This is a genomic window from uncultured Arthrobacter sp. (genome assembly GCF_947495145.1).
GTDB lineage: Bacteria > Actinomycetota > Actinomycetes > Actinomycetales > Micrococcaceae > Arthrobacter_D.
In genome coordinates this window covers 23,237-48,619 of sequence record NZ_CANLXP010000021.1, presented here as the reverse complement: position 1 = coordinate 48,619, position 25,383 = coordinate 23,237, and the positions used below count along the sequence as shown (strand labels likewise).

Genomic DNA, 25,383 nt, shown 5'->3' with positions numbered 1-25,383 from the left:
TCCATGTCTGAGCGAGAAGGCGAACAGCTCCACCCCTGGGCGCAGTTGGGGGACCGCGTCTGGGTGCTTCGGACCGATCCCTTTGGGCTGAACACAGGACTGGTTGTCGGAACGGACCGGGCCCTTGTGATCGACACCGGCTCCGGACCGGTCCAGGCTGCGTGGATACTCGAGGCCGTGCGTCGGCTGACTGATCTGCCGCTCTGCGTAGTCAACACCCACTCGCATTTCGACCACGTGTTCGGGAACGCCTATTTCGCCGCCCACGGCGCTGCGGACTTTTGGGCAACCGACCGGTGCGCCGTCGTCGTTCGTGACAGCGGCGAGGAGCAGCGGGCGGAAGTATCGGAGACTGAACCGGCAATGGCTGGAAGCCGCGGAGAGCACACTGCCATCCACCCCGCCAACCGGCATGTCTCCGGGAAGCCGGTGGACCTGGACCTCGGCGGCATTTCGGTTACCCTGTTCCACCTCGGCTTCGGCCATACGGACAACGATCTTCTGGTCGGCGCAGGCAACGTGCTGTTCACCGGCGACCTCGTCGAAGAGGGTGCAGACCCGGGGTTCGAGGATTCGTTTCCAGCGGAATGGATCCGCACGCTCGGCAAGATCGCTGCGCTCGATGATTTGTACGACGTCTTCGTCCCCGGCCACGGTGCGCCGGTGGACGTCGACTTCGTGTCCACTCAGCTGAACAAGATGCGCAGCGCGGTCCGGGTCACCAAGGTAGCGATGGACGAGGCCTCGGTGGACATGACCAAGGCGATTCCGATTCTCCCGTATGGCCCCGAGCAATCGCGGGCGCTACTGACCCGCCTGCGCACCCTCGCGCACTGGAAGTGGCTGGAGCGTCAGGGCAGCAGCTGATAGCGGCGGACCGGACGGCAGCAGCCTCGACGCAATCTGCGTCCACAGGGCCGCTGCGATCTCGGCCGCGGTTCCGTTCGCGTCCACAAGAGCGTACGTTTCAAACCCCGGGAGCTGCCGGTAGGCGGCGTCCAGTGCTGTGAGGAACTCCAGGCTTTCCATGTCGGTGTTCCGCGAAGTGATGCGGGCAAGAGCCGCGCGGGGGTCCACGTCGAGGTAGACCACAAGATCGGGCTGCGGCAGTACGCGCAGCAGCCACGGCACCAGCCTGCCGGCCGGCAGCCCCCGCACCTGACGCAGAGCCAGCTGGCACTGCAGATGGCGGTCGAAAAGGACGACGCCGCGCCGTCGTCGTGCCTGCAGGGTTGAGCGCAGCACCGCGAGCACCCGGAGGCAGCTCTCGATCGTGTCCAAGACGCGGGGCCCGAGCAGAGCTTCAGCCGTCCGGGAATGCCGTGACGCCCAGCGATCGAGGGTGCGCCGGCCGCCCGGATTGCGGAGCAGTTCCGCCTCGATGCCGTGCTCGCGGAGCTTCCGAAGAACTGACCGGGCCGCCGTTGTTTTGCCCGCGCCGTCGATGCCCAGCAGGACCACGCGGAGAACCTGTGGATTCCGTGTGAAGTGGGTCATATTGGCCTTTCGCGGGTGTACTCTCTGGGAACAATCATCGCAAGGGCGACTGGATGGATCCTGATGGGCACTGTCTGGCAGTCCGCAGTGGGAGGAGCACCATGAAGGTTCCGCAAAGCACACTAGGCCTTGTCATTGCAGCGGTGCTGGTGGGTGTCGCCGGCTGCGGCTCAGGCGGCGAACCGACCAGCGAACCTCCCCCGGCTGAAACTTCCAGTGCAGCAGAGCCTACAGCTGAGGCAACCCCGGAGGAGACAACAGCGCCGGAGGAACCAACCTCATCCGGGGAAGCGTCGGAAGCACCCGCCGAAGAGGCGCCGGCCGAAGAGATCGTCATCACCATCCGCAACTTCGAGTATGAAATGCCGGAGACTGTGCCCGCCGGAGCCGAGATCACCGTGGTGAACGAAGATACCGCCCCGCACACCGTGACAACCACGGAAACCGAGGACTTCGACGCCATTGTGCAGGGCGGCGAGACCACCACCTTCACAGCACCTTCGGAACCGGGCGAGTACCCCTTCTTCTGCACGTACCATCCCAACATGACGGGAACGCTGGTGGTGAGCAGCGATGGCTAGCGCGGCGACGCACGGACCGGTTGCGCGCGGGCGCGGACGCTCCGCTCCGCGGATGATGGTGCTCCGTGTACTCATCGCCCTTGGACTGGCAGTTGATGCGTACGTGCACTTCATCCTCGCGCCGCAATACCAACTGGCCTTCCCGGGCGGAATGGGCGGCGGAAACCTCTTTCGGATTCAGGCGGTGGCAGCCATCCTTGCAGCGCTCTACGTGCTGATCCGCGGGAGCCGCCTGTCCTACGCCATCGCCGCGGTGGTGGCGCTCTCCGCGTTCGCGGCCGTCGTCCTGTCCGTGTATATCCAACTTCCGCAGGTCGGCCCCATCCCGGCGATGTATGAACCGCTGTGGTTCTTTGAGAAGTCCCTCAGTGCGGTCGCCGAGGGCATAGCGGGGGTTCTCGCCGTTGTCGGTTTCTTCCTGGTCCCGCGGAAGGACACTGCACTGCGCTAGCGTTGGACGGTGCCTCAGGAACCGTTCAACCTTCGGAAGATCGCCGTTGGCGCATACGGTCCTTCGCTTCTGTATGGCGCCGCGACGGGCTCGATTGTCCCGGTCATTGTCCTTTCGGCCACTGAGCTGGGCGCCGACGTAGCGACGGCGGCGCTCATCCTCACCCTTACCGGTATCGGATCGCTGGTCACGAACGTTCCGGCCACGCTGATCACTTCCCGTTTCGGCGAGCGGTGGGCGCTTGTGGTGGCGTCACTCTGGTGTTCAGCGGCGATGATCCTTGCGCTGTCCGCGACAAACCTGGCCGTCTTTGCCGCCGCCATCTTCATGGTCGGCATGGCTGGCGCCGTCTTCGGGCTCGCCCGCCAGAGCTACCTCACCGAAGCCGTGCCCATCCACTTCCGGGCCCGTGCGCTCTCAACCCTCGGCGGAGTGACGCGGATCGGCGTCTTTCTCGGCCCGTTCGCGGGGGCACTCGCAATGAGCTTTCTCGGGCTCGACGGCGCCTACTGGGTCGGTGCGGCCGCAACGGTTCTGGCCGCCGTGCTCAGTTTCCAGGTCCCGGAGCTGGGAGGTTCGCGCCGGTCATCAACGAGGCTGGCGGTCGACGCTGCCGCCCCGCCGACCCTCCGGGCGATTCTCCGCAGCCATGCCCGTATCTTCGGCACGGTCGGCGTAGGAGTGCTGCTGATCGCAGCGGTGAGGGCCACGCGGCAGGCGGTCCTGCCGCTCTGGGCGCAGGAAATCGGGATCGATCCGACGACGACGGCACTCATCTACGGCCTCTCCGGGGCCATCGATATGCTCATCTTCTACCCCGCAGGCAAGGTGATGGACGTCTACGGCAGGCGCTGGATCGCCGTGCCCTGCATGCTCATCATGGGGACGGCGCTGCTTCTCCTGCCGTTGACGCAGGATGCGGCGGGTCTGCTGGCCGTGGCGCTGCTCATCGGCTTCGGAAACGGGATCGGTTCCGGGATCGTCATGACGCTGGGAGCGGACTTCTCGCCGTCACCCGGGCGTCCTCAGTTCCTGGGAATCTGGCGCCTGCTGACCGACATCGGGACGATGGCCGGCCCGGGAACCGTATCCGCCGTGACAGCTGCGGCGACACTCGCGGGAGGAATCTGGACCACGGGGGTTCTCGGACTGCTCGGTGCGATCGTCCTGTGGCGGTGGGTGCCGCCGGGAGCGCAGCGGGTGCGGCAGAAGTAAGCGGGCACGCTGCGGAAGGATGAGTGTCAGCCGTGGTCCGGGGAGCCGTTCAGGCGCGCCTGTGAACCGAACAGCCAGCACGCCGTCGCGCTCAGCGTGTAGCCTACCCCGACGATGAGCGACAGGCCGGACCAGAAGAACAGCGGAACACCGGCCGTGCCCGGCACGGGAGCAGGACCAATTGCCTGCGCATATAGGTACAGCCCGAGGGACAGACCCAGGCCGATCAACCCGGGAATCCAGCACAGCGCCAGCCAGGCCCGGGACGCACCCCAAAACCTCCCGAATCCATCCCAGACATTCCAGCGGTTGCCGGTGCGCATGATCAGGAGACCGCCGATGAGGGTCCAGGCTGCCACCACCAGATACGCGGCCACGACGTCGGCGGGCCGGTGCCATAGGTTGATGAAGGTCGCGGCTCCTGCAAGAACGGAGTAGGTGCCGCCACTGGCGGCTGCGAGCGGTCGCCAGCGGGGTGACACCACGAGGAAGATCGCTGCGGCGGCGGACGCGGCCAGCGTCGTATGCCCCGATGGAAGTGAGTTGAAGTCGAGCGTCGGTACACCCCGGTCAGGGCGGTCGAAGAGCAGGTTCTTCAGGATCTGGGTGGTGAGGTTGGCGCCGATGATTGTGCCAAGCGCTATAGCGGCAGCCGCCCACCGCCGTCGTCCGAGCGTGACGAAGACGATCACTGCTGCAGCAATGAACACCGAAATCAGGGGCAGGCTATCGAGGAACCGGAGGAAGGGCCCCTGGGTGTCCGGAGCGGCGATCCCCGCCTCCGCCCACGCGGACTCATCGGCAAACTGCCCCGTGGTGGTGCGGACAAAGGCCCAGTAGGTCCAGCCCAGGGCAACAAAGCAGCCGAGCGCGCCAAGGACGAACAGCACGGGGTGCCGTGCGGCCGTGGAAAAGCGGCGTGCCGTAGTGGGGTGCTTGGTGCTCACCTGATTAACACTGACACAACGCCGTGTTGGTTCCTGAATCGGTCGGGGACAGTTCCCGTCCGGCTCGGTGGAAGGGAGAGCGGAGGTACTAGATCGCTGCTGCCTGACGTGTTGCGCACGCTTCCGGCCAGATGCCTGCGGCTTGTGATTCACCGTGCAGGGATGGTTGGCACGGCTGCGCTCGATACGGCCAGGGGATGACACCGAGCTCGGCCGACCCGGGAGAACTATCCGGATGATCGGGAAGATCAACGCTGATACCGAAAAGAGCATCCAAAGCTGCGATGTATGCGTGATGCTCGCCAGCTGTGGCCATCTTCCGGGCTCGGACCATCGGTGTATGCAGCAGCTGCTGGGCCATTCGGCGCAGGGCGGCGCTGGCCTCCGGAACTGCGGCGCCTCGTTCCTGTTGATGGAGTCGCTTCAGCTCTGCGGCAAGGACACCCTCCACGTGCTGGCGCAGAGCGACGATGGCTGTATCTATCTGGCGGATGCTTTCCTGTTCTTCGAAGCGATGCACTGCGTCCTGAACCAGGTCATGAGCCTGGCGCAGCGTCTCAATGTCCGCTTTCGGGGCCGCACGCCGGATTGACTCCAGGGTGAGCAATTCGAGGCCTGGAAGGTGGGCGATGGCCGGATCGAAATCATTGTTGGGGGAGAGGTCTATGGCAACGAGAGGGCGTGTGGTGTGTTGTCTCCATGAACCAAGCGTGGAGGCATCGAGGCGGGCTCCATTGCCGCTGCAACCGAGGATGATGTCTGCTGCGGCGATCGCTGCCGGTAGCTCCGCAAGGGACAGCGCGGTTCCTCCCTTGGCGGCGGTGAAGTCCTCGGCTCGGCCGGTCCAGGAAAAAACGAACACTGCCGTACACTTTTGGCCCCTGAGTACCTCCATGATGTGAGCGGCGTAGGCTCCGGTTCCGAAGATGACAACAGAAGCGGCGGCCAGCGTCTCGTGTCTCATCACCGAGAGGGCGATATCCAGGGAAAGAGCTGCGATGGATCGTCCGGACGCATTGACCGTGGTACGCGTCGCCACTGTCTTGGCGGTGCGGGAAGCCTCCTGGAACAGCCTGATCAGCGGACCCGTGGTTGTGCCTGCCGTCTGGGCGTCTGAAAGAGCGCGACGGACCTGGCCCCCGATCTGATATTCACCTGCAATGACCGAATCAAGACCGGATGCAACGGCGAAAAGGTGTTTCACCAGGAGTTGGCCCTGGATCTGATTGAAGATCGCGAAGAGCCGGGAGAGGGGCAAGCCCGAGCAGTTGCTGAGGGCACTCAGAACGGTCGAGCGCGTGCTCAGAACGCAGACGTCGGAAGGAATCTGACAGTAGATTTCGAAGCGACTGCAGGTGGACAGAATTACCACGCCTGAAACAGCAGACCCGTCAGAGAGAAGGTGCCACAGCAGCGGCGCCGACACGCCATGAAGCCGCGCGGCTGCATCAACGTCCAGATCGCGGTAGTTCACCACCAGCGCGGCCAGCACGGGATTCTCCCGGCCGGGTTCTGCCTGGGGACAGATTGAGCGTAGTACGGCAGCCAAGACCATCTCCTCCCATAGAGATGCGCGTGAAGTCGGGATCGCTCACAACCTCTGTTTACCTGAAACAGCGTCGCGCAGGTACCTTTGGGAATTCTTGATCCCGTTGCAGCCATTGCAGGGCAGTCCTGACCTGTTTCGAGGCGGGGAGCTGACTGGTGCGAGCGTACGCTGGTCGGATGGAGCCGTCCCAACCCATTCTCGAGGAACTGCTGGCATCGGCGCGCGTCGTCTCCATTACCATGCGCGTCCGTTTCCGCGGGGTCACACATCGCGAGGCGCTGCTCCTGCACGGACCGGCTGGCTGGGGTGAGTTCTCGCCTTTTCCGGAGTACGACGACGATGAGTCAGCTGCGTGGCTGCGCGCCGCGGTGGAAGCCGCCTGGGAAGGTTTCCCTGTGCCGGTGCGTACCCGTGTGCCGGTGAACGCCACCATGCCCGCGGTGGGCACGGCCGACGTCGAACCGGTCCTGTCCCGTTTCGGCGCTGTCACCGCTGTGAAGATCAAGGTGGCGGAGCGCGGGCAGACCCTCGACGACGACGTCGCGCGCGTCGCTGAGGTGCGCCGCCTCCTCCCGGAGGCAAAGCTGCGCGTCGATGCCAACGGCGGCTGGAGCACAGCCGAAGCGCTTTTGGCGCTCGAAGCGCTCGCGCCGTATGCACTTGAGTACGCCGAGCAGCCCGTTCTGGACACCGGCGATCTGCGGGCGGTGCGGCTGGAACTGCGGCGACGCGGGCTCCCAGTCCTTATCGCGGCCGATGAGAGCGTTCGCAAGGCGGAGGATCCACTGCGCGTCGCCCGCGAGGACGCGGCGGATCTGATCGTTGTGAAGGTTGCGCCGCTCGGTGGGGTGCGGCGCGCACTGGACATCGTGGCGCAGGCGGGCCTTCCCGCCGTCGTCAGTTCCGCGCTGGACACGTCAGTCGGCATTCGTGCAGGGGTGGCGCTCGCGGCCTCACTGCCAGACCTGCCTTATGCCTGCGGGCTGGCAACGCTCTCGCTGATGGACGGCGACGTGTCGCCTGAGCCGTTACTGCCCGACGGCGGCTGGCTGCCGGTGCAACCGGTGGCCGTGTCGGAGGAGCTTCTTGAGCGGTTCAAGGCCCCGATTGAGCGTGCTGACTGGTGGCTGGAACGGCTGAGGCGGGTGGCGGGCAAGCTGTAGTCGCGCCGAATGTAGGCCGGTGTTCGTTCTTCGTTGGGTCCGCGTTCATCGAAGGACCCTCCAAAGGTTCATTTCGGTTGTCAGGGTGGGACCGACCCCACATCTGTACACCGGAAGGTACCCTCGTGAGCGACACCAAGCGCCGACTCCTACCCATGCTCGGCCACACCAACGGCAAACGCAGTGCCGTCACCTGCGCACTGAAGTGCGACAACGCCTGCGCGTCAGCGGTCTGCAACACGAGCAGCAACAACTACTTCCGCGACATCGTTTCGAACGAGCTGTCCCGGCGCAGCGTCATGGGAGCCGGCGCCGTGGGTGCCCTCACCATGCTGGTCGGTGCCAATGCGCCGCAGCTGGCACCGGGCGGGGGCGGCATTGCACCCGCAGTCGCGCTGAAACGCCACGGTGGAAAGGGGAAGCTGAAATTCACCCCGATCGATCCGGTGGACGCGCTCGTCGACGACTTCACGGTTCCCGAAGGTTTTGCCTGGCGTCCGGTGATCCGTTGGGGCGACCCGCTGTTCCGTGGTGCTCCGGCGTTCGATGCCAACAACCAGAGCGCCGCGGCTCAGGCTCAGCAGTTCGGTTACAACTGCGACTACACGGATATCGTTGAGATTCCCGGCAGTAAAGGCCGCCGTGCGGTCCTGTTCGCCAACCACGAGTACACCAATGAGAGCATCATGTTCCCGCCGGAACTTCCCGCCGGCGAAGTACGGGCCATCGCACGGGCGGCCCACGGGCTCTCCGTCGTCGAGCTTGAGCGGAAGAACAAGAATGCGCCCTGGAACTACGTGGTCGGGGCGGGTCTCAACCGCCGCTACCTCCTGGACACCCCGTACGAGTTGACCGGCCCTGCCGCCGGTTCGGAGTTCGTGAAAACCATTGACGACCCAGCCGGGCGCACGATCCTCGGCACGCTCGGTAACTGCGCCGGCGGCACCACCCCGTGGGGCACCATCCTTTCGGGCGAGGAGAACTTCAACGGCTACTTCGTCACCCCGAGCACCTCCGACGCTGACCGCCGCTACGGACTGACGTCCCGCCCCACCGGGCGTGCGTGGGAAACCGACGAACCGCGTTTCGATACGCGGAACGCCGGCTACGCCAACGAAGCCAACCGTTTCGGCTACATCGTGGAAGTCGATCCCTTCGACCCGGGCTCCACGCCGAAAAAACACTCCATGCTCGGCCGTTTCAAGCATGAGGGAGCGAACGTAATTGTCGCCGCTGACGGCCGCGTGGTCGCCTACTCCGGTGACGATGAGCGCTTCGACTACCTTTACAAGTTCGTCTCGAAGAACACGGTCCGCCCGGGCACCCGCGCCGAGGACCGCCGGGCGAACATGGAGCTGCTCTCCGAAGGGTCGCTGTATGTCGCACGCTTCCAGGGCAACTCCGTGCCGGAGATTGACGGCACCGGTGAGCTGCCCTCCGACGGCGCATTCGACGGCGTCGGCGAGTGGCTGCCGTTGATCATCGACAACGAGTCCGCAGTTCCGGGCATGAGCGCCGCCGAGGTAGCCGTCTTTACCCGGCTGGCAGCGGACAAGGTCGGCCCCACCAAGATGGACCGCGCCGAAGACGTGGAGCCCAACCCGGCAACCGGCAAGGTGTACGTCGCGTGCACCAACAACACCAACCGCGGTGTACCGGGCCAGGCCCCGGTGGACGAGGCGAACCCCCGCACCCGCAACCGGGACGGCCACATCGTCGAGATCACCGAGAACGGCGGCGACCAGACCTCCACCCGGTTCACCTGGAACCTGCTGATGGTCTGCGGCGATCCGGCCACCAACTCCAGCACCTACTTCAGCGGTTATCCGACGGACAAGGTGTCCCCAATCTCCTGCCCTGACAACCTGGCTTTCGACACTGCAGGCAACCTGTGGATCTCCACCGACGGCCAGCCGGGCACCATCGGCTACTGCGACGGCCTATTCCGGGTTGGCCTTGAGGGAAGCGAGCGCGGGCGCGTGGATCAGTTCCTCGCCGTTCCCCGTGACGGCGAGACCTGCGGTCCGATCATTCACGACGACGAGCGGAACGTCTTCGTAGCCGTGCAACACCCGGGTGAGGACGGCGCATGGGGTGCACAGAACTCGCTCTTCCCCGACTACGTCCAGGCGGGGACTGCGCCGAAGCGTGGGGAAGGCGCCTTGCCCCGCCCCTCGGTGATCCAGGTTTACCCGGAGCAGCGGGCAGGCAAGGGCAACGACAAGCCCGGACGCGGACGCGGCAACGGGAAGCCCCGCAACGATGACAACCGCGGCGGCCGCGACAACAAGTAGCACCCAGAGCCCTCGGGAACTTCTGTGCGGGTTTGGTGGGCTGGGCCTGACGCCGACTCATCAAATCCGCGCGGAAGTTTCCCGAGGTGGTTACCAAGAGTGTGAGGATGGAGGGGTGGACTCCATCGACTCAGCCCGCCGCGTCACCGCCGCGCTCATTGCCTCAGGGATTACCGACGTCGTTCTGGCCCCAGGTTCGCGCAGCGCACCCCTCGCTTACGCGCTGGCTGAAGCAACCGAACGCGGTGAACTGCGCATTCATGTTCGTGCTGATGAGCGGGTTGCCGGGTTCACCGCGCTGGGGTTGGCGCTGGGCTCGCAGCGCCCCGCCGCTGTCGTCACTACCTCCGGAACCGCAGTCGGCGAGCTCCTCCCGGCGGTGATGGAAGCCAATCACGCCGGAGTGCCCCTGATTGTCCTGTCCGCAGACCGCCCGGATGAACTCCGCGGAACCGGTGCCAACCAGACCACCCGGCAGGACGGCATGTTCGGCGTACATGTGCGTGCCGCGCTTGATGTTCCCGCCGGGAATGACCCCGCGCCCTACCTGGCCGGGGCGCTCGCTGAAGCGCGCGGCGCCGACGGACCAGCCGGCCCGGTGCAGGTGAACCTTGCCTTCCGCGATCCGCTGGTGCCTAACTTCGCCGAGGCCGCAGGACCTCCCGAGCCGACGGTTTCAGAATCAGGCGAGCAGGCTCGATTTCCAGCAGCAACAACAACAACAGCAACAGCAGCAACAACGACGACGGCGGCTCCTCCTGGAAATGACGGTGCCCGCACCGTTGTGGTCGCCGGGCACGGTGCGGGAGAGCTGGCAGCGGTGTTCGCGCAGCACCTTCGCCTGCCGCTGCTGGCTGAGCCGTCGTCGAACGCCCGGTTCGGGTCTTCGGTGATCGGGGCGTACCGGCTGCTGCTTGAACGGTTTGGTCCCAGGATCGAGCGGATCGTTGTCTTCGGCCGGCCGACGCTCTCCCGGCCCGTGGCAGCGCTGCTCGCCCGGACGGATGTGGAGCGGGCGCTGTACGTGCCTGAGCCGCAGGCCTGGTTTGAGGAGGGCAGGCGGCCCGAACGACTGATCAGCTCCCTCGATGAACTGCTGAGCTTCGCCGGGCGCGGCGCGGACGGCTGGCTGGAGGAATGGCGCGAGGCCGGTGCCCGGGCCGAGGCCGCCCTGCAGTTGCATCTCGACGAGGAGCCGCTCCTGACCGGGCTGCATGTCGCCGATGCCGTCTGGGAAAACACCACCGACAACCTGGTTGTGGGGTCCTCGAACCCCATCCGGGACCTGGACCTGATGGCCACGGGCGACTGGCACCCCCTTGAGGTGTACGCCAACAGGGGTGTGGCCGGGATTGACGGCACCATCTCCACTGCGACCGGCATTGCGCTCGCGGCCGGCATACCCACCCGACTGCTGGTTGGCGACCTGACCTTCCTGCACGACGCCGGTGGGCTCCTGCTCGGTACCGGCGAGGAGGGTCCGGACCTGCAGGTCGTCGTGCTCAACGACTCCGGCGGCGGCATCTTCGGGCTGCTCGAGCATGGCAGCCCGGCCGCGCTGGAACGCTACGGAACCGCCGTCGAACGCCTGTTCGGCACGCCTCACTCCGCGGATCTTGCCGCCTTGGCGAAGGGCTACGGCGTTTCGCACCGGCTCATCAGCACCGCCGATGAATTGGATTCAGCGCTGGCTGAACCGATCAGCGGCCGATCGGTTCTCGAGGTCCGCGCAGACCGCGCCCGTTTGCGCGAGATTCACGCACGGGTGAAGGACGCTGTGCGGAACGCCGCCGGGGGCAACTGATCAGTCGAGGATGGTGTAATTTTGCCAGCCGCTCCCGATGATTGCGCGCGGACCGAAGGCGTTGCCCGGCAGGGGATAGTAGCGAAGCTGACCGTTGGATGCCCGTGCACGCAGGCCGTAGGAGCCCGGCCCCTGGAATCCTGAAACCGCTCGCAGGCTGTCCATGAAGTCCCACCCGGTGCCCACCACTGGGCGTCCTTCGCTGATGAAACGTGCCAGCCCGTTGGAGCGATACACCACGAGCTGCCCGTTCGCCCGGGTGGCGAGGATGTCCTGATTTCCGTCCCGGTCCCAGTCGGCCAGGGCGATGCCCAGCCCCTGCCAGCCGTGGCCGATTTTGGCTGAACGCAACGAGGACAGCGCTCCGCCGGTGGTGTTCGAATAGTGCCACAACCCGCCGGTTGAGTCTTTCGCGACCACCGAGGGGTAGCGGCTCCCACGCCACCAGGTGCCCACAACGAGATCCATCGACGCCCAGCCGCTTCCGATCTGGATAGGCGGCGCGAATCCGCCGGCCCGTAGCCCGCGGTAGAGCGTAAGCCTTCCGTCCCGCCACTGCGCCAGGATGTCCTGGGAACCGTCGGAATTCCAGTCTGTCGAGTACCCGGCTTTGAGGCCGAGCCAGCCCGATCCAATGCGGGTGCGTCCCAGAAAACCTCCGTACCAGTTCGGTGCGTAGTTCCAGAGCGTTCCGGCGGAATCCGCGGCGACCAGGGCAGTGCCGCTCTTGATCGACTGGTTGGAGCCGTTGTAGTAGTGCTCCATGGTGGGGATGCCGCGGGTCCGCATCTCGGTGGCCACTGACCGGCCGACATAGCGCAGGTGCCACGGTTCGAAGGTGTAGCCGGTGGTGGACTGGTAGCCGTTCGGGTAGCGGATGATGAATCCGTACCGGTGCGCATTCGCTGCTACCCAGCGGCCGCCGGCAGTATTCGCAAAGCAGGCGCCGAGGCCGCAGGAGCCGTCAAGGTTGCCGACGTCGACCGCCAGGCCCGTCTGGTGTTCGCTGTGGCCCGGTCGTGCGGAGATGGTGTCGGCGACGGCCTGTCCATACTGGGCCACATACGAGTTGTACAGCGCGGCTTGCTGGTCATAGGAACGGTACGCGCTCACCACAGCGAGCGGTGCACCGGCGTTTCGGGCGGCGGCGAAGAGGTTCTGCAGGTTCGCGGACACCTCGCGCCGCAGCACAAAGTTGGTCCCCGGGTAGAACACGAGGTCCGGTGCGATGTAGCGCAGCGGATTCAGTGGCCGTGACTTCGTCACCAGCACCTGGAGGTTGTTGGGATCGTTGACCGGGAGCGCGGCGACGGCCGGCGGTGCGGTGAGCAGGCCGGTGAGCAGCGTGAAACAAAGAACGACGACGGCGGCAAACCGCGCACTCAGACGCGGACGTCCGACGGTGGCTGACTCGGACATGGGATTCCTGCGATAGGGGAGACCAAACGGATTGGTGCGTTCATTTTCGCACGCACCAATCCGTTTGGAAATGGTGGTGGTCCTGAGTTGCGGTCAGAGCACCTTTGAGAGAAAACTCTTCGTGCGCTCGTGCTGCGGGTTGCCGAGGACGTCCTCCGGCTTGCCCTGCTCCACCACCACGCCGCCGTCCATGAACACAACGCGGTCACCGACTTCGCGGGCAAAGCCCATCTCATGGGTGACCACCATCATGGTCATGCCGTCGCGGGCGAGCTGCTTCATGACGTCGAGGACGTCTCCCACCAGCTCCGGGTCGAGCGCACTGGTGGGCTCGTCGAAGAGCATCATGTCCGGGTCCATGGACAGCGCCCGGGCAATGGCAACGCGCTGCTGCTGTCCGCCTGACAGCTGTGCCGGGAAGGCCTCAGCCTTCTCAGCGAGCCCTACCTTGTCCAGATTCCGCCGGGCGGTCTCCTCGGCTTCCGCCTTTCCGCGCTTCTTGGCGCGGATCTGGGCCAGGGTCAGGTTGCGCAGCACGTTCAGGTGCGGGAACAGGTTGAACTGCTGGAACACCATTCCAATGCGGGTCCGTACCTTGTCCAGATCGGTATCCTCATCGGTGATGTCCACGCCCTCCACAATGATGGTCCCCGACGTCGGCTCTTCAAGCCTGTTGACGCAGCGCAGCAGCGTGGACTTGCCCGAGCCCGAGGGGCCGATGACGCAGACCACTTCACCCTGGTCAACATGGAAGTCGATGCCCTTGAGCACTTCGTTGTCTCCGAAGGACTTGCACAACTTGCGTACCTCGATGGCGGGTACGTCGGTCCGTGGCTGTTCGGCCATGGCTTATCGGCCTCTCTTGTTGTGACGTTCCAGTTTGGCAACCAGCTGGGTCAGCGGGAGGGTAATGATCAGGTACAGCAGCGCGGCAAGTACGAGCGGCGTCGAGTTGGCCTGGGAAGAGACGGTGTCGCGGGCAAAGGTGGTGAGCTCGCGGTCTCCGAGCGCCATACCGGCGATGAACAGCAGAGAGGTGTCCTTGATCAGGATCACCAGCTCGTTGGTCAGCGGCGGGGTGATGATCCGGAATGCCTGCGGCAGCACCACTGACACGAGCGTCCACGATGGCCGCATGCCGAGCGATCGTGCAGCCTCAACCTGTCCCTTCGGCACGGCCTCGATGCCTGCCCGGATAGTCTCAGCAATGTAGGCCGAGGAGACGACGATCAACGCGATCAATCCGGCGCCGGTCGAGCCGCCCGGCGGACGCCATTCGAAGGCGATCGGGACAGCGAACGCGAAGCCGAAGATGACGAGCAGCGCAGGAAGGCCGCGGAACAGTTCGATGTAGGCCGTGGCCACCCAGCGGTACGGGCCGACCGGGGAGAGCTTCATCAGCGCCAGGATCAGGCCGCCGATCATGCCGCCGATGAAGGCGATGACCGTGTAGATGACGGTGTTCTTCGCAGCCTCGGTAACGACCGTGGGGAACGCCTCCGCCGCCACTTCCAGGTTGAAGAAATTGGTGCTGATCGCTTCCCAGTCAGCCAGCAGGACAACGACGGCGACGGCGATGATGAAGATGGCGTAGAGCACACCGCGGAACAGGCGTTTGCGGGTAGTGGGTCTCACGTGTTTGACCTATCTTTCCGGAGATGAACACGACTGCGGCAGCTCCAGAAGCTGGAACTGCCGCAGGTCCGTGGAGAGGTTACTGCTCCTCGAAGTAGGTGTTGTAGATCTCGTCGTACGTGCCGCTTTCACGCAGCTCACCGAGCTGGGTGTTCACTGCTTCGACGAGTGCCTCGCTTCCCTCCTTGGGGAAGGCGAACCCGTACTGCTCATCGGTTTCAAACTCGGCGGCGATCGTGTACTCGCCTTCCTGAGTGTGGTTCAGGTTGACGGGCAGGTCCTGCAGGATCGCCGCTACGTTGCCGGCTTGCAGCGCCGCGTACAGCTCGGCGTCGCTCGGGAATGCCACTACCTCGGCATCAGCGGGCACGTTGTCGCGGGCGTACTGCTCACCGGTGGTGCCCTGCTGGACGCCCACGGACTCGCCGGCAAGATCCTCAAGCGTGGCGACGTCCGAGTCAGCCGGAACCAGCAGCGACTGCAGGGAATCGTAGTACGGGTCGGCGAACGTCAGGTTCTCTTCGCGCTCGGGCGTGATGGTCATGGCGCTGGCACCGACATCGCACTGCCCCGCCGCGAGCACGGCGCCTGACTGCAGGCCGTCGAAGCCGACGTCCTGTACGGAGAGCTCAAGATCAAGACCGGTGGCGATCTCACGCATCAGATCCATGTCGAATCCGACGTACTCGCCGTTCTCCTCGTACTCGAACGGCTCGTAGGGAATGTCGGAGCAAACGGTCAGGGTACCGGGGGAGACGAGGTCGAACTCGGAGCCGCCTGCTGCCTCGCCGCCCTCTCCGGACTCGGAGCCGCCGCCGCAGGCGGTCAGTGCGAGGGTGCCGATTGCCACTACGGCAAGGGACTTGGAAATCTTCGGGAACATGCAGTACCTCAGCTCGGGACGGGGTGTAAAGAAACGTCATCGACGATTCTAGCTGTAATAGAGATGTGCATCACAGGCTACAGCTATTGCCTATTAGTAACCAACAGAAGGAACCGGTACCGCTCAGGATCGTAGCGGTGCCCGCAGCCCCAGCGCCTCGATCATCGGCCGGAACTTGCTCCACGTCTCAGCGAGCTCCGCCACCGGCTGGGAAGCCTCGACAATGCCGCACCCGGCGTACATCCGCACCCTGGTTGGAGTTTCAACGACGGCGCCGCGCAGTGCGATGCCCCACTCACCGTTGCCCTCGGCGTCCATCCAGCCGACCGGGCCGGCGTAGGGGCCGCGCTCAAGGTGTTCCAGTTCGCGGATCAGCTCGCCCGCCACCGTGGTGGGCGTTCCACAGACAGCCGCGGTGGGGTGGAGCGCCTCGACCAGAGCCAACGACGACGGCACGTTGCCTTCGCTGTCCGGCGTCAGCTCCGCGCTCACGTCCGAGGCGAGGTGCCACACGTTCGGGAGTTCGAGCACGAACGGCTCGCTGTGCGAGGTCATGGTTTGCGTGAACGGCTCCAGTTGCCGGGTGAGGGAGTCGATCGCTATCTCATGCTCATGCTGCTGTTTCTCGGAACCGGCCAGGACCCGTTGCGCGTAGCCATTTTCGCCGGCGGGCGCGGTGGACCGGTCAAGGGTTCCCGCCAGCACGCGGGCCCGGGCGGTCTGGTTCTCGACTTTGATGAGCATCTCCGGGGTCGAGCCGATGAGCCCGTCCACGGCATATGTCCAGCAGTCCGAGTAGCGGACAGCGAGTTCGCGGAGTACCTGCGCCGTCGAAATGGGTGAGCCGAGTTCCGCAACAACGTCACGGGCCAGGACGAGCTTGCTCAGCTCACCGGCACGGATGTGCGCCACGCCGCGGCTGACCGCCGTCATCCACTGCTCCTCGGTAAGGATCCCGGGAGCCAGCCGGTCGCCCGGGCAGGGCTTGCGCTCGGGATCCACTTCGTCGAGATAGGCGGCCAATTCCGCCTCGGCGGCGGAGGCAGTGAGCTCCGCGCCGCCGTCGTCCGTGATGTAAGTGAGCCAGCTCTTGCCTTCATTGCTGCCCACAAGAATGCGCGGCACAATCAGGCGCGACGGGTGGCGGGAGGTTTTGGAGAAGGCAAAGGAGCCGAAGGACACCAGCCCGCTGCCCGGCTGGGCGAGGGGATCGACGACGTCGGCCGCCGTGACGATATCTCGCCACCACGCCTGCGCCTCGGCAAAGCGCTCCGGGCCCGCGGTGGTGAAGCGCGCAGCTTCGCCGAAGCCGACGATGCCTGTGCCACGCCGGATCCAGGTGTGAACGTCATTGCGCACCACGTAATCGAGGAGGCCTGTGTCGAGCTGAAGATCGCCCCGCTCGAAGGTGATGCTGCGAAGTGCCGGCGTCCGGTTCAGCGGCGTCGCCACTGCAGCAGGGGACGGAGTGCTCATGATGATCTAGCGTACTCCCGCGCTGTGTCCTCTCCGTTCTGCCCCGGATTGGGGGACTGTATTTTTCGGCGCTGACAATGTTTGAGATGATGACGGAGTGAATCGAGCATCGCTGGATAAGCGTCCCGAGGAAGTTGCGGCCATGTTTGACGACGTGGCTCCCAAGTACGACGTCGTCAACGACGTGCTGTCGCTGGGGCAAACCCACCGATGGCGGCGAATCGTGGTGGATGCCGTAGATGCGAAGCAGGGCGACCGGGTGCTTGATCTTGCAGCCGGCACCGGCACCTCCAGCGAGCCTTACGCGGACGCCGGCGTGAACGTCGTCGCGTGTGATTTCTCACTTGGCATGTTGCGCGTGGGCAAGCGCCGCCGGCCGGATATCGATTTCGTTGCGGGAGACGCTACCAACCTGCCGTTTGCTGACAACTCCTTTGACTCGAGCACCATCTCCTTCGGGTTGCGCAACGTTGACCGTCCCACCAAAGCGCTGGAAGAGATGCTTCGCGTCACCAAGCCGGGCGGACGCCTTGTGATTGCCGAATTCTCCCAGCCCACCTTCCCGCTGTGGCGCACTGTTTATACCGAGTACCTGATGCGGGCACTTCCGGCGATCGCCACGAAGGTAAGTTCGAACCCCGCCGCGTACGTTTACCTCGCGGAGTCCATCCGCGCCTGGCCCAACCAGGATGAGCTCGCCGCCTGGATCACCCAGAGCGGCTGGGAGTCAGTCGCTTACCGCAACCTCAACGGCGGCATCGTCGCGGTACACCGCGCCACCAAGCCGGAAGGCGCCATGACGACGACGGCGGCAGCCTCCCAGACCCGCGGTCGCCGACGCAGCAGCAGGGCTGCCAACTAAGTGTCAGTCCTCATCATCGGGGCGGGGCCGGCCGGGTCCACCGCCGCCTACTACTTGGCCGCCGCAGGGATCGAGACGACCGTTGTCGAGAAAACGTTCTTCCCCCGCGAGAAGGTCTGTGGAGACGGCTTCACTCCCCGTGCCGTCCGGGAAATCCAGCTGCTGGGACTGCCGCACGGCGAGGAACTCGGCTGGCGGCGGAACAAGGGCCTCCGGCTGCTGGCCGGCGGCCGCACGGTGGAGCTTCCCTGGCCCGAACTGTCCGACTTTCCCTCCTACGGGCTTGTACGCACCCGCCTCGGCTTCGATGAGCAGCTCGCCTCGCACGCCCGGTCCGCCGGTGCGCAGATTCTCGAGGGCCACTCGGTCACCGAAGCGGTACGCGACGAGAGCGGGCGGGTGACCGGCGTCGTCGTCAATGTACTTGGCGCCAACGGCCGCCGGACCGGCGAGCAGAAGACGTTGAGCGCAGACGTCGTGCTGGCGGCTGATGGAAACTCCACACGCACCGCTGTGAGTCTCGGCATGGCCAAACGGGATGACCGACCGCTCGGCGTCGCGGTCCGGACCTACTTCACCAGTCCCAGGCATGAGGATCCGTGGATGGAGGGCTGGCTGGAACTGCCGGACGCCTCCGGAAATCCCCTGCCCGGTTACGGCTGGGTCTTCGGCGTGGGCGACGGGACGTCGAACGTGGGGCTGGGGATTCTCAACTCCTCGGCGTCGTTCGGGAAGCTCGACTACAAGCAGGTGCTGCGCGACTGGACCGCCGGAATGCCCGCCGGCTGGGGATTCACCGAGGAGAACCAGGTCGGCGAAATACGCGGTGCGGCGCTGCCGATGGGCTTCAACCGGACTCCCCACTACTCACCGGGACTGCTGCTGCTGGGCGACGCCGGCGGCATGGTGTCGCCGTTCAACGGTGAAGGAATTTCCTACGCGATGGAGTCCGCGCGGTATGCGGCCGAGTTCATCGAGCGGTCGCTCAGCCTTTCGCCGGGGCCTGGGCGGGACAACGTGCTCGCCGGCTACGCGCCGTACATCCGGGACCAGTGGGGGAGCCACTTCACCCTCGGGCGGATCTTCGCGGGGCTTATCGGCAAGCCGGCCATTCTTCGCCTCGCGCTGCGCACAGGCATGCCCATCCCCGTGCTGATGCGGTTCGTCGTGCGGATGCTGGCCAACCTGACGGACGAATCCGGTAAGGGTTTCGAGGATCGGCTGATCCATGTGCTCGAGAAGCTCGTGCCGGCGACCAGCAACCAGTAGGTGCCCCAAACCGGAACTTCTGCGCATCTCTGGTGGGTTCCATCGCACAGAATCCGCCATCGCTGCACAAAATTTCCCAGTCTTGCTCCCAATACTCGCTGCGCTCGCATCGGGTCCCTCGCCCGATAGCGCCTATCGGGCTCCCAACACTCGCTGCGCTCGCATCGGGTCCCTCGCCCGATAGGCTTAGCACCATGACGGATTCCCCCCAAACCAGCTGGACCCGTGCTGGCCATCCGCGCCCGCTCATCGACGAGCTGGACCCGAGCACCGGCGTGATCGCCACGGGGTTGCGCCTGCCCGCGGGTTTTGCCCTGATTGCCGAGGATCCGGAACTTGGTCCGGCCGTGTCGACGTGCCTTGCAAAGGTGGAGAAGCAGCTGCGCGAAGCGATCTCCAGTTCAGATCCGCTGGCCGATGCGACCTCCCGCCACCTGGTGGAAGCGGGCGGCAAGCGAATCCGACCGCTGCTCACCATCCTCGCCTCCCATCTGGGAGACGCAAGCAAGGCAGAGGTGGTGGTTGCCGCCGTCGTCGTCGAACTGACCCACCTGGCAACGCTGTACCACGACGATGTGATGGACTCCGCGCCATACCGCCGCGGCGCTCCAACCGCCCATGAAGTGTGGGGCAACTCCGTTGCGATCCTGACCGGGGACCTGATCTTCGCACGGGCGTCGATCCTTGTCTCGGAGCTGGGATCGCGTGCGCTGGGTATCCAGGCGCGCACCTTCGAGCGGCTCTGCCTCGGCCAGCTGCACGAGACCGTCGGGCCGCGCGACGGCGAGGATCCGGTGGACCACTACCTCTCCGTCATCGCGGACAAGACCGGCTCGCTGGTTGCAGCATCCGGGCAGCTCGGCGCAATCTTCGCGGATGCACCGGCGTCAGCTGTTGACGTGATGGTGTCCTACGGCGAGAAGGTCGGTGTGGCATTCCAGCTCGCTGACGACGTCATCGACGTCACCGGGCTGAAGGACAAGTCGGGCAAGTCTCCGGGTACCGACCTGCGTGAAGGCGTCCCCACGCTGCCCGTGCTGCTGCTGCGGGAGGCGGCCGCGTCCGGTGATGACTCGGCGCAGCGTGTGCTTGAGCTCGTTGACGGGGACCTGACCTCCGATGAGGCGCTGGCCGAAGCAGTGTCGGCGCTTCGCGAGCACTCCGCTACCCGGAAGGCGTGGGCGGTTGCTCAGCAGTGGGCGGAAGACGCCGTCGCCGCCCTCGACCCGTTGCCGGACAGCATGGTCAAGACAGCCCTGGCAAGCTTTGCCCAGGCGGTTGTCAGCCGCGACGTCTGACCCCGTCCGGTTCCAGGGGCCGCGCCCCGGTCTGCTCACTTTCACGGGTGCCCGACCGGTAAAAATGGCGTCGTACCAAGGCAAAGCCCTTCGATCGGCGCTGAAAGTTGAGCAGACCGGTACGCGTTTGTAGTCGACTACCGCTGCACGATCGAATAGGTGCGGCCCGGAGTCCTTGCCCTTCCAAACGCGCCCAGCGATTTCCTCGGTGCAGTCGGCAGCAACGGTCTTCTCACATGTGCTTCGGCTGCAGGGCACTATGGGCTGTGGGTGCTGGAGTCCCCGCCGTCCCAACACGTCAGTTGTCTGCATGCCCGCGCGAATCAGTATGTGAACCACCGCGCGCGAAGCGTTCCAGTACACCCCTATCTTCCGCTGGTCGGGTTGGCGGACGTGCTCATCCACGCGCTGCACTGCCTCCCAAAGGAGCAGTCCGCCGTAATCGTCGAGAGCGCATTGCGGCGAGACGAAACTGTGCGCAGTTTCCTGCTCGAGCGGTTGGAAGGGCCTCGGAACGGAAGGGCCCGTGCCGCGCTCGACGCAGTCACAGGATGTGCCGAGTCAGCTCTGGAGGTTGTGACACGACTTATGTTCGTTGATGCAGGACTCCAGGTAGAGACTCAGGTGAGGATCGATGGTGTCGGTCGCGTCGATTTCCTGCTGGAGGGTTGCCTGGTGGTCGAGGTGGACGGCGATGCGTATCACTCGACCAGGCGCGAGCGGACCAGGGATCAGCGACGAAATAACATGACCATCGCAGGTGGCTAAAAGGTTAGAGGCCCAACGCGGCGCGGAGCTCCGCGGCTTTGCGGGCACGGATGGCCGGGTCCACGATGGGGCGCTTCGGCGTGAAGTAGAAGCCGTCGTCGTGCCAGCGGGGAAGCACATGCTGGTGGTAGTGCCACACGTGCTGGCTCCCGGCCGGCTCGTTGTGCTGGCGCGTTGAGACGCCGTCCGGATTCCATGCGCGCTTGATGGCGATGGCCATGTCCCGGGTGACGGTCATGATGCGGCCGGCTACGTCGTCGGGCAGTTCATACAGCAGCTCGTAGTGGGCGCGTGGAGTGACGAGGACGTGCCCGGGGTTCGGCTCGAAGCCGTGGGAAGCAATGAACGCGAGCACCAGGTCATCCGAGTAGATCAGGTCACCCGGCTTGCAGAGGTTGGACGCGAATCGGAACTCGCCCGATGCCAGGTCGCAGAACGGGCACTCGTACCCTGAAGGGGCGTGGGTGGTCCAGGTCATTCTGCCTCTTCGTCAAACACCCAGTCGAACATGTCCAGCATGAACTCGCTGAAGGTGCCTTCCTCGTCCTTCCAGGACCCGCGGGCGTTGTTGCGCCGCCAGACGATGGGATCGGGGACGTTCAGCTGGTCGGCCTTGATGCCCCAGACGAATTTCTCGTCGATGTCTTCCATGAACAGCAGGAATCCGTCTTCGATTTCCAGTTCATCCGGATCCCACACGTAGTGGAACGCCTCCATGAGGTCCTCGGACGCACCGACCGCAAGGTAGAACTCACGCAGCGCCATCGGAAGCGGGAAATCCTGCCCCGCGCGCAGCTCCGCGAGCTCGTCCTCCGACAGCCCGTCTTCCGGCACCCACTGCTCTTCAAAGTAAGCGGGTACGAGGGCGCGGAATTTATCCAGGAACAGCTCGGTCACAGTGGCTCCAGGTGTTGTTGGGGGATGAAGTCATCCTATCCCGCGGGCGGGGGGTCGACGGGACGTGCGTACTGGGCCGCGAGGGGAGCGTGCCAGCCGGATCGCCATGCCATCACCCGGAGCGTGAACACCAGGGCGGCAACGACGACGCCAGTCACGACATTGAAGAGGCCGAGCTTCTCCAGCACAACGGTCAGGGTCGCGCCGAGGAACGCTGGGAGCGCGTAGAGGTCACCGGTGAAAAGCTGCGGCACTTCATTGGCGACGACGTCGCGCAGCAATCCGCCGCCGACGGCGGTCGTGACGCCCAGCAGTACGGCCGCCACCGGATTCATTCCCTCATCGACCGCCTTGAGGGCACCCACGATGCAGAACAGAGCCAACCCGCCGGCATCAAAGAGCACCAACGGGCGGCTCGCCTTCTCGATTCCTGAGTAGAGGAAAAACACCAGACCGGTGGCCAGCAGCGGCGGCACGAGATACAGGGGATTGTGAAATGCGACGGGTTCGACGTCGATGATCAGATCGCGCGCCACACCGCCGCCAAGCGAGGCAAGGGAGGCCAGCAACAGCGAGCCGATCAGATCGAACCCTTTGCGCGCGGCCAGCAGTGATCCGGACATGGCGAAGAAGAAAACGCCGAACAGGTCGAGGATCAGCGGCGCGTTCATGGGGTCTCTGCGTTACGGGACACAACTGTCAATAGTCGCAGGCGGGTGCTTCAATGGCCAACATGCAGACGTCGAATCATCCAGTCCTGATCGCCTGTTCGCACGGCACCAGCAGCGCCGAAGGTCAGGCTGCCGTCAACCGGCTGCGTGATGAAATGCAGGCGCTGCGTCCGGAGCTGGACATCCGGGAGGCTTATGTCGACGTTCAGGAGCCTGATCTTCCCTCGGTGGTGGCCGCGCTCCCGGACGGGCCGGCCGTCATCGTGCCGCTGTTGTTGTCGGTCGGTTATCACGTGAAGGTGGACATCGCCGAAGCGGTGCGTAGCCGCCCGGGCACGTTTGCGGCAGCTCCCCTCGGTCCGGACCCGCGGCTGGCCGCACTGCTGCAGCTGCGCCTGGAAGAAGCGGGCGTAAAGGAGGGAGACGCCGTCGTACTGGCCGCTGCAGGTTCCTCGGACGCCTGCGCTGCCGTGGACGTCGAGGAACTGGCGGGGCAGCTCGGTGAGCTGCGCACCGGAGAGATCACTGTCGGATACGGTGCCAGCGCACGTCCTTCCGTTCCGGAAGCGGTCGCTCAGGCGCAGGAGGGCGGCGCCGCTCCGGCAGTCGCGTCCTACCTGCTGGCACCCGGCTACTTTCATGACCAGCTGGCCAAGGCAGGCGGGAGCGTTGTCAGTGCGCCGCTGCTTCCGTCCGCGTCGCTCGCGGAGATTGCCCTCGCCCGGTACGACGCCGCCGCCGGCCGCCTTGAGGCGCCTGACCCCGGCAGGGACTGCGGCCGTGCCTGCAGGCCTCTGGTCGAGGTGTGCGCCCGTCCATAGAAAAGGCTCGAGTTCAAGCCCGGCTTCTGAATGTGTCAATATCCTGACGCGATTATGACGTGCCGTGTCTCCACGTGAACGGGTGTTGCCGAACCTTTGAAGGGCTTCCAACCCCGGTCCTACTGTCTTCACATGACGAGTTCACTCGCGACCGCAGCAAGCCCGGCAACCGCACGGAAGGGATCTCCTGCGGCAAAGTCGGCCCGACCGGCAGCCAAGCCCCATGGCCAGTGGAAGATCGACGGCACCACGCCCCTCAACGCCAATGAAACCTGGAAGCAGGAGGACAACGGCCTCAACGTCCGCGAACGGATCGAGCAGATCTACGCGAAGAACGGCTTTGACTCGATTGACGGCACCGACCTGCACGGACGCTTCCGCTGGTGGGGCCTCTACACACAGCGCCGGCAGGGTATCGACGGCGGCAAGACCGCCACGCTTGAGCCGCACGAACTTGAGGACAAGTACTTCATGCTCCGCGTGCGCATTGACGGCGGTGCACTCACCACACACCAGCTGCGCGTCATCGGAGGCATTTCCACCGAGTTCGCTCGGGACACCGCTGACATCACCGACCGCCAGAACATTCAGCTGCACTGGGTTCGGGTCGAGGACGTCCCGGAAATCTGGAACCGGCTTGAATCCGCTGGGCTGTCCACCACAGAGGCCTGCGGTGATGTTCCCCGCGTCATCCTCGGCTCACCGGTCGCGGGCATCGCAAAAGACGAGATCCTCGATCCCACGCCGCTGATCCGCGAGTTGAGCGAACGGTTCATCGGCGATCCCGAGTTGGCGAACCTTCCGCGCAAGTACAAGACGGCGATTACCGGCCACCCGAGCCAGGACGTGGTGCACGAGATCAACGACTTCGCCCTCGTGGGCGTGGTCCATCCCGAGCTCGGCGCCGGGTACGACCTCTGGGTCGGCGGCGGGCTCTCCACCAATGCCCGCCTGGCTGAACGGCTCGGAGTCTTCGTCACGCCCGAGATCGCCGCCGAAGTATGGCTCGGTGTGACCAGCATCTTCCGGGACTACGGGTACCGCCGCATGCGTACCAAGGCGCGCCTGAAGTTCCTGCTGAATGACTGGGGAACCGAGAAATTCCGCCAGGTTCTCCAGGACGAATACCTCGGCTTCGAGCTGCCCGACGGCCCTGCTGCACCCAAACCTGACACCCCCGGCGACCACGTGGGCGTCCACGAGCAGAAGGACGGAAAGTTCTTCATCGGTGTTTCGCCGACGGTTGGCCGGGTCTCCGGATCCATTCTCACGAGCCTCGCGGACACCCTCGAGGCACACGGATCAACCCGCCTGCGCACCACGCCGCACCAGAAGCTGGTGGTCCTCGACGTCGAGAAAGAGCAGGTTGAGCCGCTCATCTCGAAACTGGACGCCCTGGGCCTGTCTGCGCGCCCGTCCCTGTTCCGCCGCTCCACCATCGCGTGCACCGGCATCGAGTTCTGCAAGCTCGCCATCGTCGAAACCAAGGTCACCGCGGCCACGGCCATCGCCGAACTGGAAACGCGTCTGACCGACCTCGTGGACAACGGCATCCTCACACAGCCGATCGCGCTGAACATCAACGGCTGCCCCAACTCCTGCGCGCGCATCCAGACCGCGGACATCGGACTCAAGGGCATGATGCTTCCAACGCCCGACGGCGGTCCCACCCCTGGTTTCCAGGTGCACCTCGGTGGTGGGTTGGCCGATTCCAACCGCGAGGAAGCAGGCCTGGGCCGCACGGTACGCGGCCTCAAGGTCACCGTCGAAAACCTGCCTGACTACGTCGAGCGGGTGGTACGCCGCTACGCCAGCGACCGCCAGCAGAACGAGACTTTCGCCCAGTGGGCGCACCGAGCTGAGGAAGGAGAGCTGCAGTGACC

The 25,383-nt window shown here is 65.1% G+C and carries 24 protein-coding genes; 13 read left to right on the top strand and 11 right to left on the bottom strand.

The annotated features are described in order from the left end of the window. The first annotated feature begins 3 nt into the window (after positions 1-3). Positions 4-867: an MBL fold metallo-hydrolase gene (locus Q0877_RS14050; protein WP_299168907.1), complete on the top strand. Its 864-nt coding sequence runs from the start codon at positions 4-6 to the stop codon at positions 865-867. Here Q0877_RS14050 and Q0877_RS14045 read toward each other — a convergent pair. Further along, positions 805-1,497 carry a dTMP kinase gene (locus Q0877_RS14045; RefSeq protein ID WP_299168905.1) on the bottom strand — a complete coding sequence of 231 codons (693 nt, stop codon included), beginning with the start codon at positions 1,495-1,497 and terminating at the stop codon, positions 805-807. The genes Q0877_RS14050 and Q0877_RS14045 overlap by 63 nt on opposite strands. Positions 1,498-1,598: 101 nt before the next feature. Here Q0877_RS14045 and Q0877_RS14040 point away from each other — a divergent pair, with 101 nt between their 5' ends. The 3 genes from Q0877_RS14040 to Q0877_RS14030 are packed head-to-tail and all read left to right on the top strand — an operon-like array spanning position 1,599 to position 3,744. Then, positions 1,599-2,078: a cupredoxin domain-containing protein gene (locus Q0877_RS14040; RefSeq protein WP_299168904.1), complete on the top strand. Its 480-nt coding sequence runs from the start codon at positions 1,599-1,601 to the stop codon at positions 2,076-2,078. After that, the gene (locus tag Q0877_RS14035; RefSeq protein ID WP_299168902.1) at positions 2,071-2,529 is read left to right on the top strand and encodes a hypothetical protein; all 459 of its coding nucleotides are present in this window, start codon (positions 2,071-2,073) and stop codon (positions 2,527-2,529) included. The genes Q0877_RS14040 and Q0877_RS14035 overlap by 8 nt, the downstream gene beginning before the upstream one ends. Before the next feature lie 9 nt (positions 2,530-2,538). Then, positions 2,539-3,744, top strand: coding sequence for an MFS transporter (locus Q0877_RS14030; protein ID WP_299168900.1), 1,206 nt, complete (start codon positions 2,539-2,541; stop codon positions 3,742-3,744). A 26-nt stretch (positions 3,745-3,770) separates the two neighbouring features. Here the strand turns inward: Q0877_RS14030 and Q0877_RS14025 are convergent, their stop codons facing one another. Both Q0877_RS14025 and Q0877_RS14020 read right to left on the bottom strand, forming a co-directional pair. Further along, the gene (locus tag Q0877_RS14025) at positions 3,771-4,691 is read right to left on the bottom strand and encodes a phosphatase PAP2 family protein (RefSeq protein WP_299168899.1); all 921 of its coding nucleotides are present in this window, start codon (positions 4,689-4,691) and stop codon (positions 3,771-3,773) included. 88 nt (positions 4,692-4,779) lie between these two features. Beyond that, positions 4,780-6,240 carry a glutamyl-tRNA reductase gene (locus Q0877_RS14020; RefSeq protein WP_299168898.1) on the bottom strand — a complete coding sequence of 487 codons (1,461 nt, stop codon included), beginning with the start codon at positions 6,238-6,240 and terminating at the stop codon, positions 4,780-4,782. A 176-nt stretch (positions 6,241-6,416) separates the two neighbouring features. Between Q0877_RS14020 and Q0877_RS14015 the strand changes: the two genes are divergently transcribed. From Q0877_RS14015 to menD, 3 genes are all read left to right on the top strand, one after another. Then, positions 6,417-7,403, top strand: coding sequence for an o-succinylbenzoate synthase (locus Q0877_RS14015; RefSeq protein ID WP_299168896.1), 987 nt, complete (start codon positions 6,417-6,419; stop codon positions 7,401-7,403). Positions 7,404-7,528: 125 nt separating this feature from the next. Beyond that, the gene (locus tag Q0877_RS14010) at positions 7,529-9,697 is read left to right on the top strand and encodes a PhoX family phosphatase (RefSeq protein WP_299168894.1); all 2,169 of its coding nucleotides are present in this window, start codon (positions 7,529-7,531) and stop codon (positions 9,695-9,697) included. A gap of 115 nt (positions 9,698-9,812) precedes the next feature. Then, positions 9,813-11,501 (top strand): 2-succinyl-5-enolpyruvyl-6-hydroxy-3-cyclohexene-1-carboxylic-acid synthase, encoded by a 1,689-nt coding sequence (gene menD, locus Q0877_RS14005; RefSeq protein WP_299168893.1) that lies wholly within the window; start codon positions 9,813-9,815, stop codon positions 11,499-11,501. Here menD and Q0877_RS14000 read toward each other — a convergent pair whose 3' ends face one another. From Q0877_RS14000 to Q0877_RS13980, 5 genes are all read right to left on the bottom strand, one after another. Beyond that, positions 11,502-12,920 carry a D-alanyl-D-alanine carboxypeptidase family protein gene (locus Q0877_RS14000; RefSeq protein WP_299168891.1) on the bottom strand — a complete coding sequence of 473 codons (1,419 nt, stop codon included), beginning with the start codon at positions 12,918-12,920 and terminating at the stop codon, positions 11,502-11,504. 93 nt (positions 12,921-13,013) lie between these two features. Beyond that, on the bottom strand, positions 13,014-13,766 hold the full coding sequence (locus Q0877_RS13995) for an amino acid ABC transporter ATP-binding protein (RefSeq protein ID WP_299168889.1): 753 nt from the start codon (positions 13,764-13,766) through the stop codon (positions 13,014-13,016). 3 nt (positions 13,767-13,769) lie between these two features. Further along, entirely contained in the window at positions 13,770-14,555 is a 786-nt protein-coding gene (locus Q0877_RS13990) for an amino acid ABC transporter permease (RefSeq protein ID WP_299168886.1), read from the bottom strand. Positions 14,556-14,634: 79 nt separating this feature from the next. Next, a complete protein-coding gene (locus Q0877_RS13985) occupies positions 14,635-15,438 on the bottom strand; it encodes a transporter substrate-binding domain-containing protein (protein ID WP_299168884.1) in 804 nt (267 codons plus the stop codon). 123 nt (positions 15,439-15,561) lie between these two features. Beyond that, positions 15,562-16,914, bottom strand: a complete 1,353-nt coding sequence (locus tag Q0877_RS13980; protein WP_299168880.1) for an isochorismate synthase MenF — start codon at positions 16,912-16,914, stop codon at positions 15,562-15,564. 97 nt (positions 16,915-17,011) lie between these two features. On the opposite strand from Q0877_RS13980, the gene Q0877_RS13975 reads away from it, so the two are divergent. From Q0877_RS13975 to Q0877_RS13960, 4 genes are all read left to right on the top strand, one after another. Next, entirely contained in the window at positions 17,012-17,776 is a 765-nt protein-coding gene (locus tag Q0877_RS13975; RefSeq protein ID WP_299168877.1) for a demethylmenaquinone methyltransferase, read from the top strand. Continuing rightward, positions 17,777-19,045, top strand: coding sequence for a geranylgeranyl reductase family protein (locus Q0877_RS13970; protein WP_299168875.1), 1,269 nt, complete (start codon positions 17,777-17,779; stop codon positions 19,043-19,045). Positions 19,046-19,239: 194 nt separating this feature from the next. Beyond that, complete coding sequence (locus Q0877_RS13965; protein WP_299168874.1) at positions 19,240-20,343, top strand: polyprenyl synthetase family protein; 1,104 nt, start codon at positions 19,240-19,242, stop codon at positions 20,341-20,343. Between the two features lie 330 nt (positions 20,344-20,673). Beyond that, positions 20,674-21,111 carry a hypothetical protein gene (locus Q0877_RS13960; RefSeq protein WP_299168873.1) on the top strand — a complete coding sequence of 146 codons (438 nt, stop codon included), beginning with the start codon at positions 20,674-20,676 and terminating at the stop codon, positions 21,109-21,111. Positions 21,112-21,115: 4 nt separating this feature from the next. Here the strand turns inward: Q0877_RS13960 and Q0877_RS13955 are convergent, their stop codons facing one another. From Q0877_RS13955 to Q0877_RS13945, 3 genes are read right to left on the bottom strand one after another with little or no spacing between them, the layout of a single operon-like run. Next, the gene (locus Q0877_RS13955) at positions 21,116-21,589 is read right to left on the bottom strand and encodes an HIT family protein (RefSeq protein ID WP_299168870.1); all 474 of its coding nucleotides are present in this window, start codon (positions 21,587-21,589) and stop codon (positions 21,116-21,118) included. Further along, positions 21,586-22,008: a hypothetical protein gene (locus Q0877_RS13950; protein ID WP_299168867.1), complete on the bottom strand. Its 423-nt coding sequence runs from the start codon at positions 22,006-22,008 to the stop codon at positions 21,586-21,588. The genes Q0877_RS13955 and Q0877_RS13950 overlap by 4 nt, the downstream gene beginning before the upstream one ends. Positions 22,009-22,043: 35 nt before the next feature. After that, a complete protein-coding gene (locus Q0877_RS13945) occupies positions 22,044-22,679 on the bottom strand; it encodes a trimeric intracellular cation channel family protein (RefSeq protein ID WP_299168864.1) in 636 nt (211 codons plus the stop codon). A 62-nt stretch (positions 22,680-22,741) separates the two neighbouring features. Here Q0877_RS13945 and Q0877_RS13940 point away from each other — a divergent pair, with 62 nt between their 5' ends. Together Q0877_RS13940 and Q0877_RS13935 are read left to right on the top strand one after the other, a co-directional pair. Next, on the top strand, positions 22,742-23,500 hold the full coding sequence (locus Q0877_RS13940; RefSeq protein WP_299168861.1) for a sirohydrochlorin chelatase: 759 nt from the start codon (positions 22,742-22,744) through the stop codon (positions 23,498-23,500). 132 nt (positions 23,501-23,632) lie between these two features. Beyond that, positions 23,633-25,381, top strand: coding sequence for a nitrite/sulfite reductase (locus Q0877_RS13935; protein WP_299168858.1), 1,749 nt, complete (start codon positions 23,633-23,635; stop codon positions 25,379-25,381). Positions 25,382-25,383: the final 2 nt, after the last annotated feature.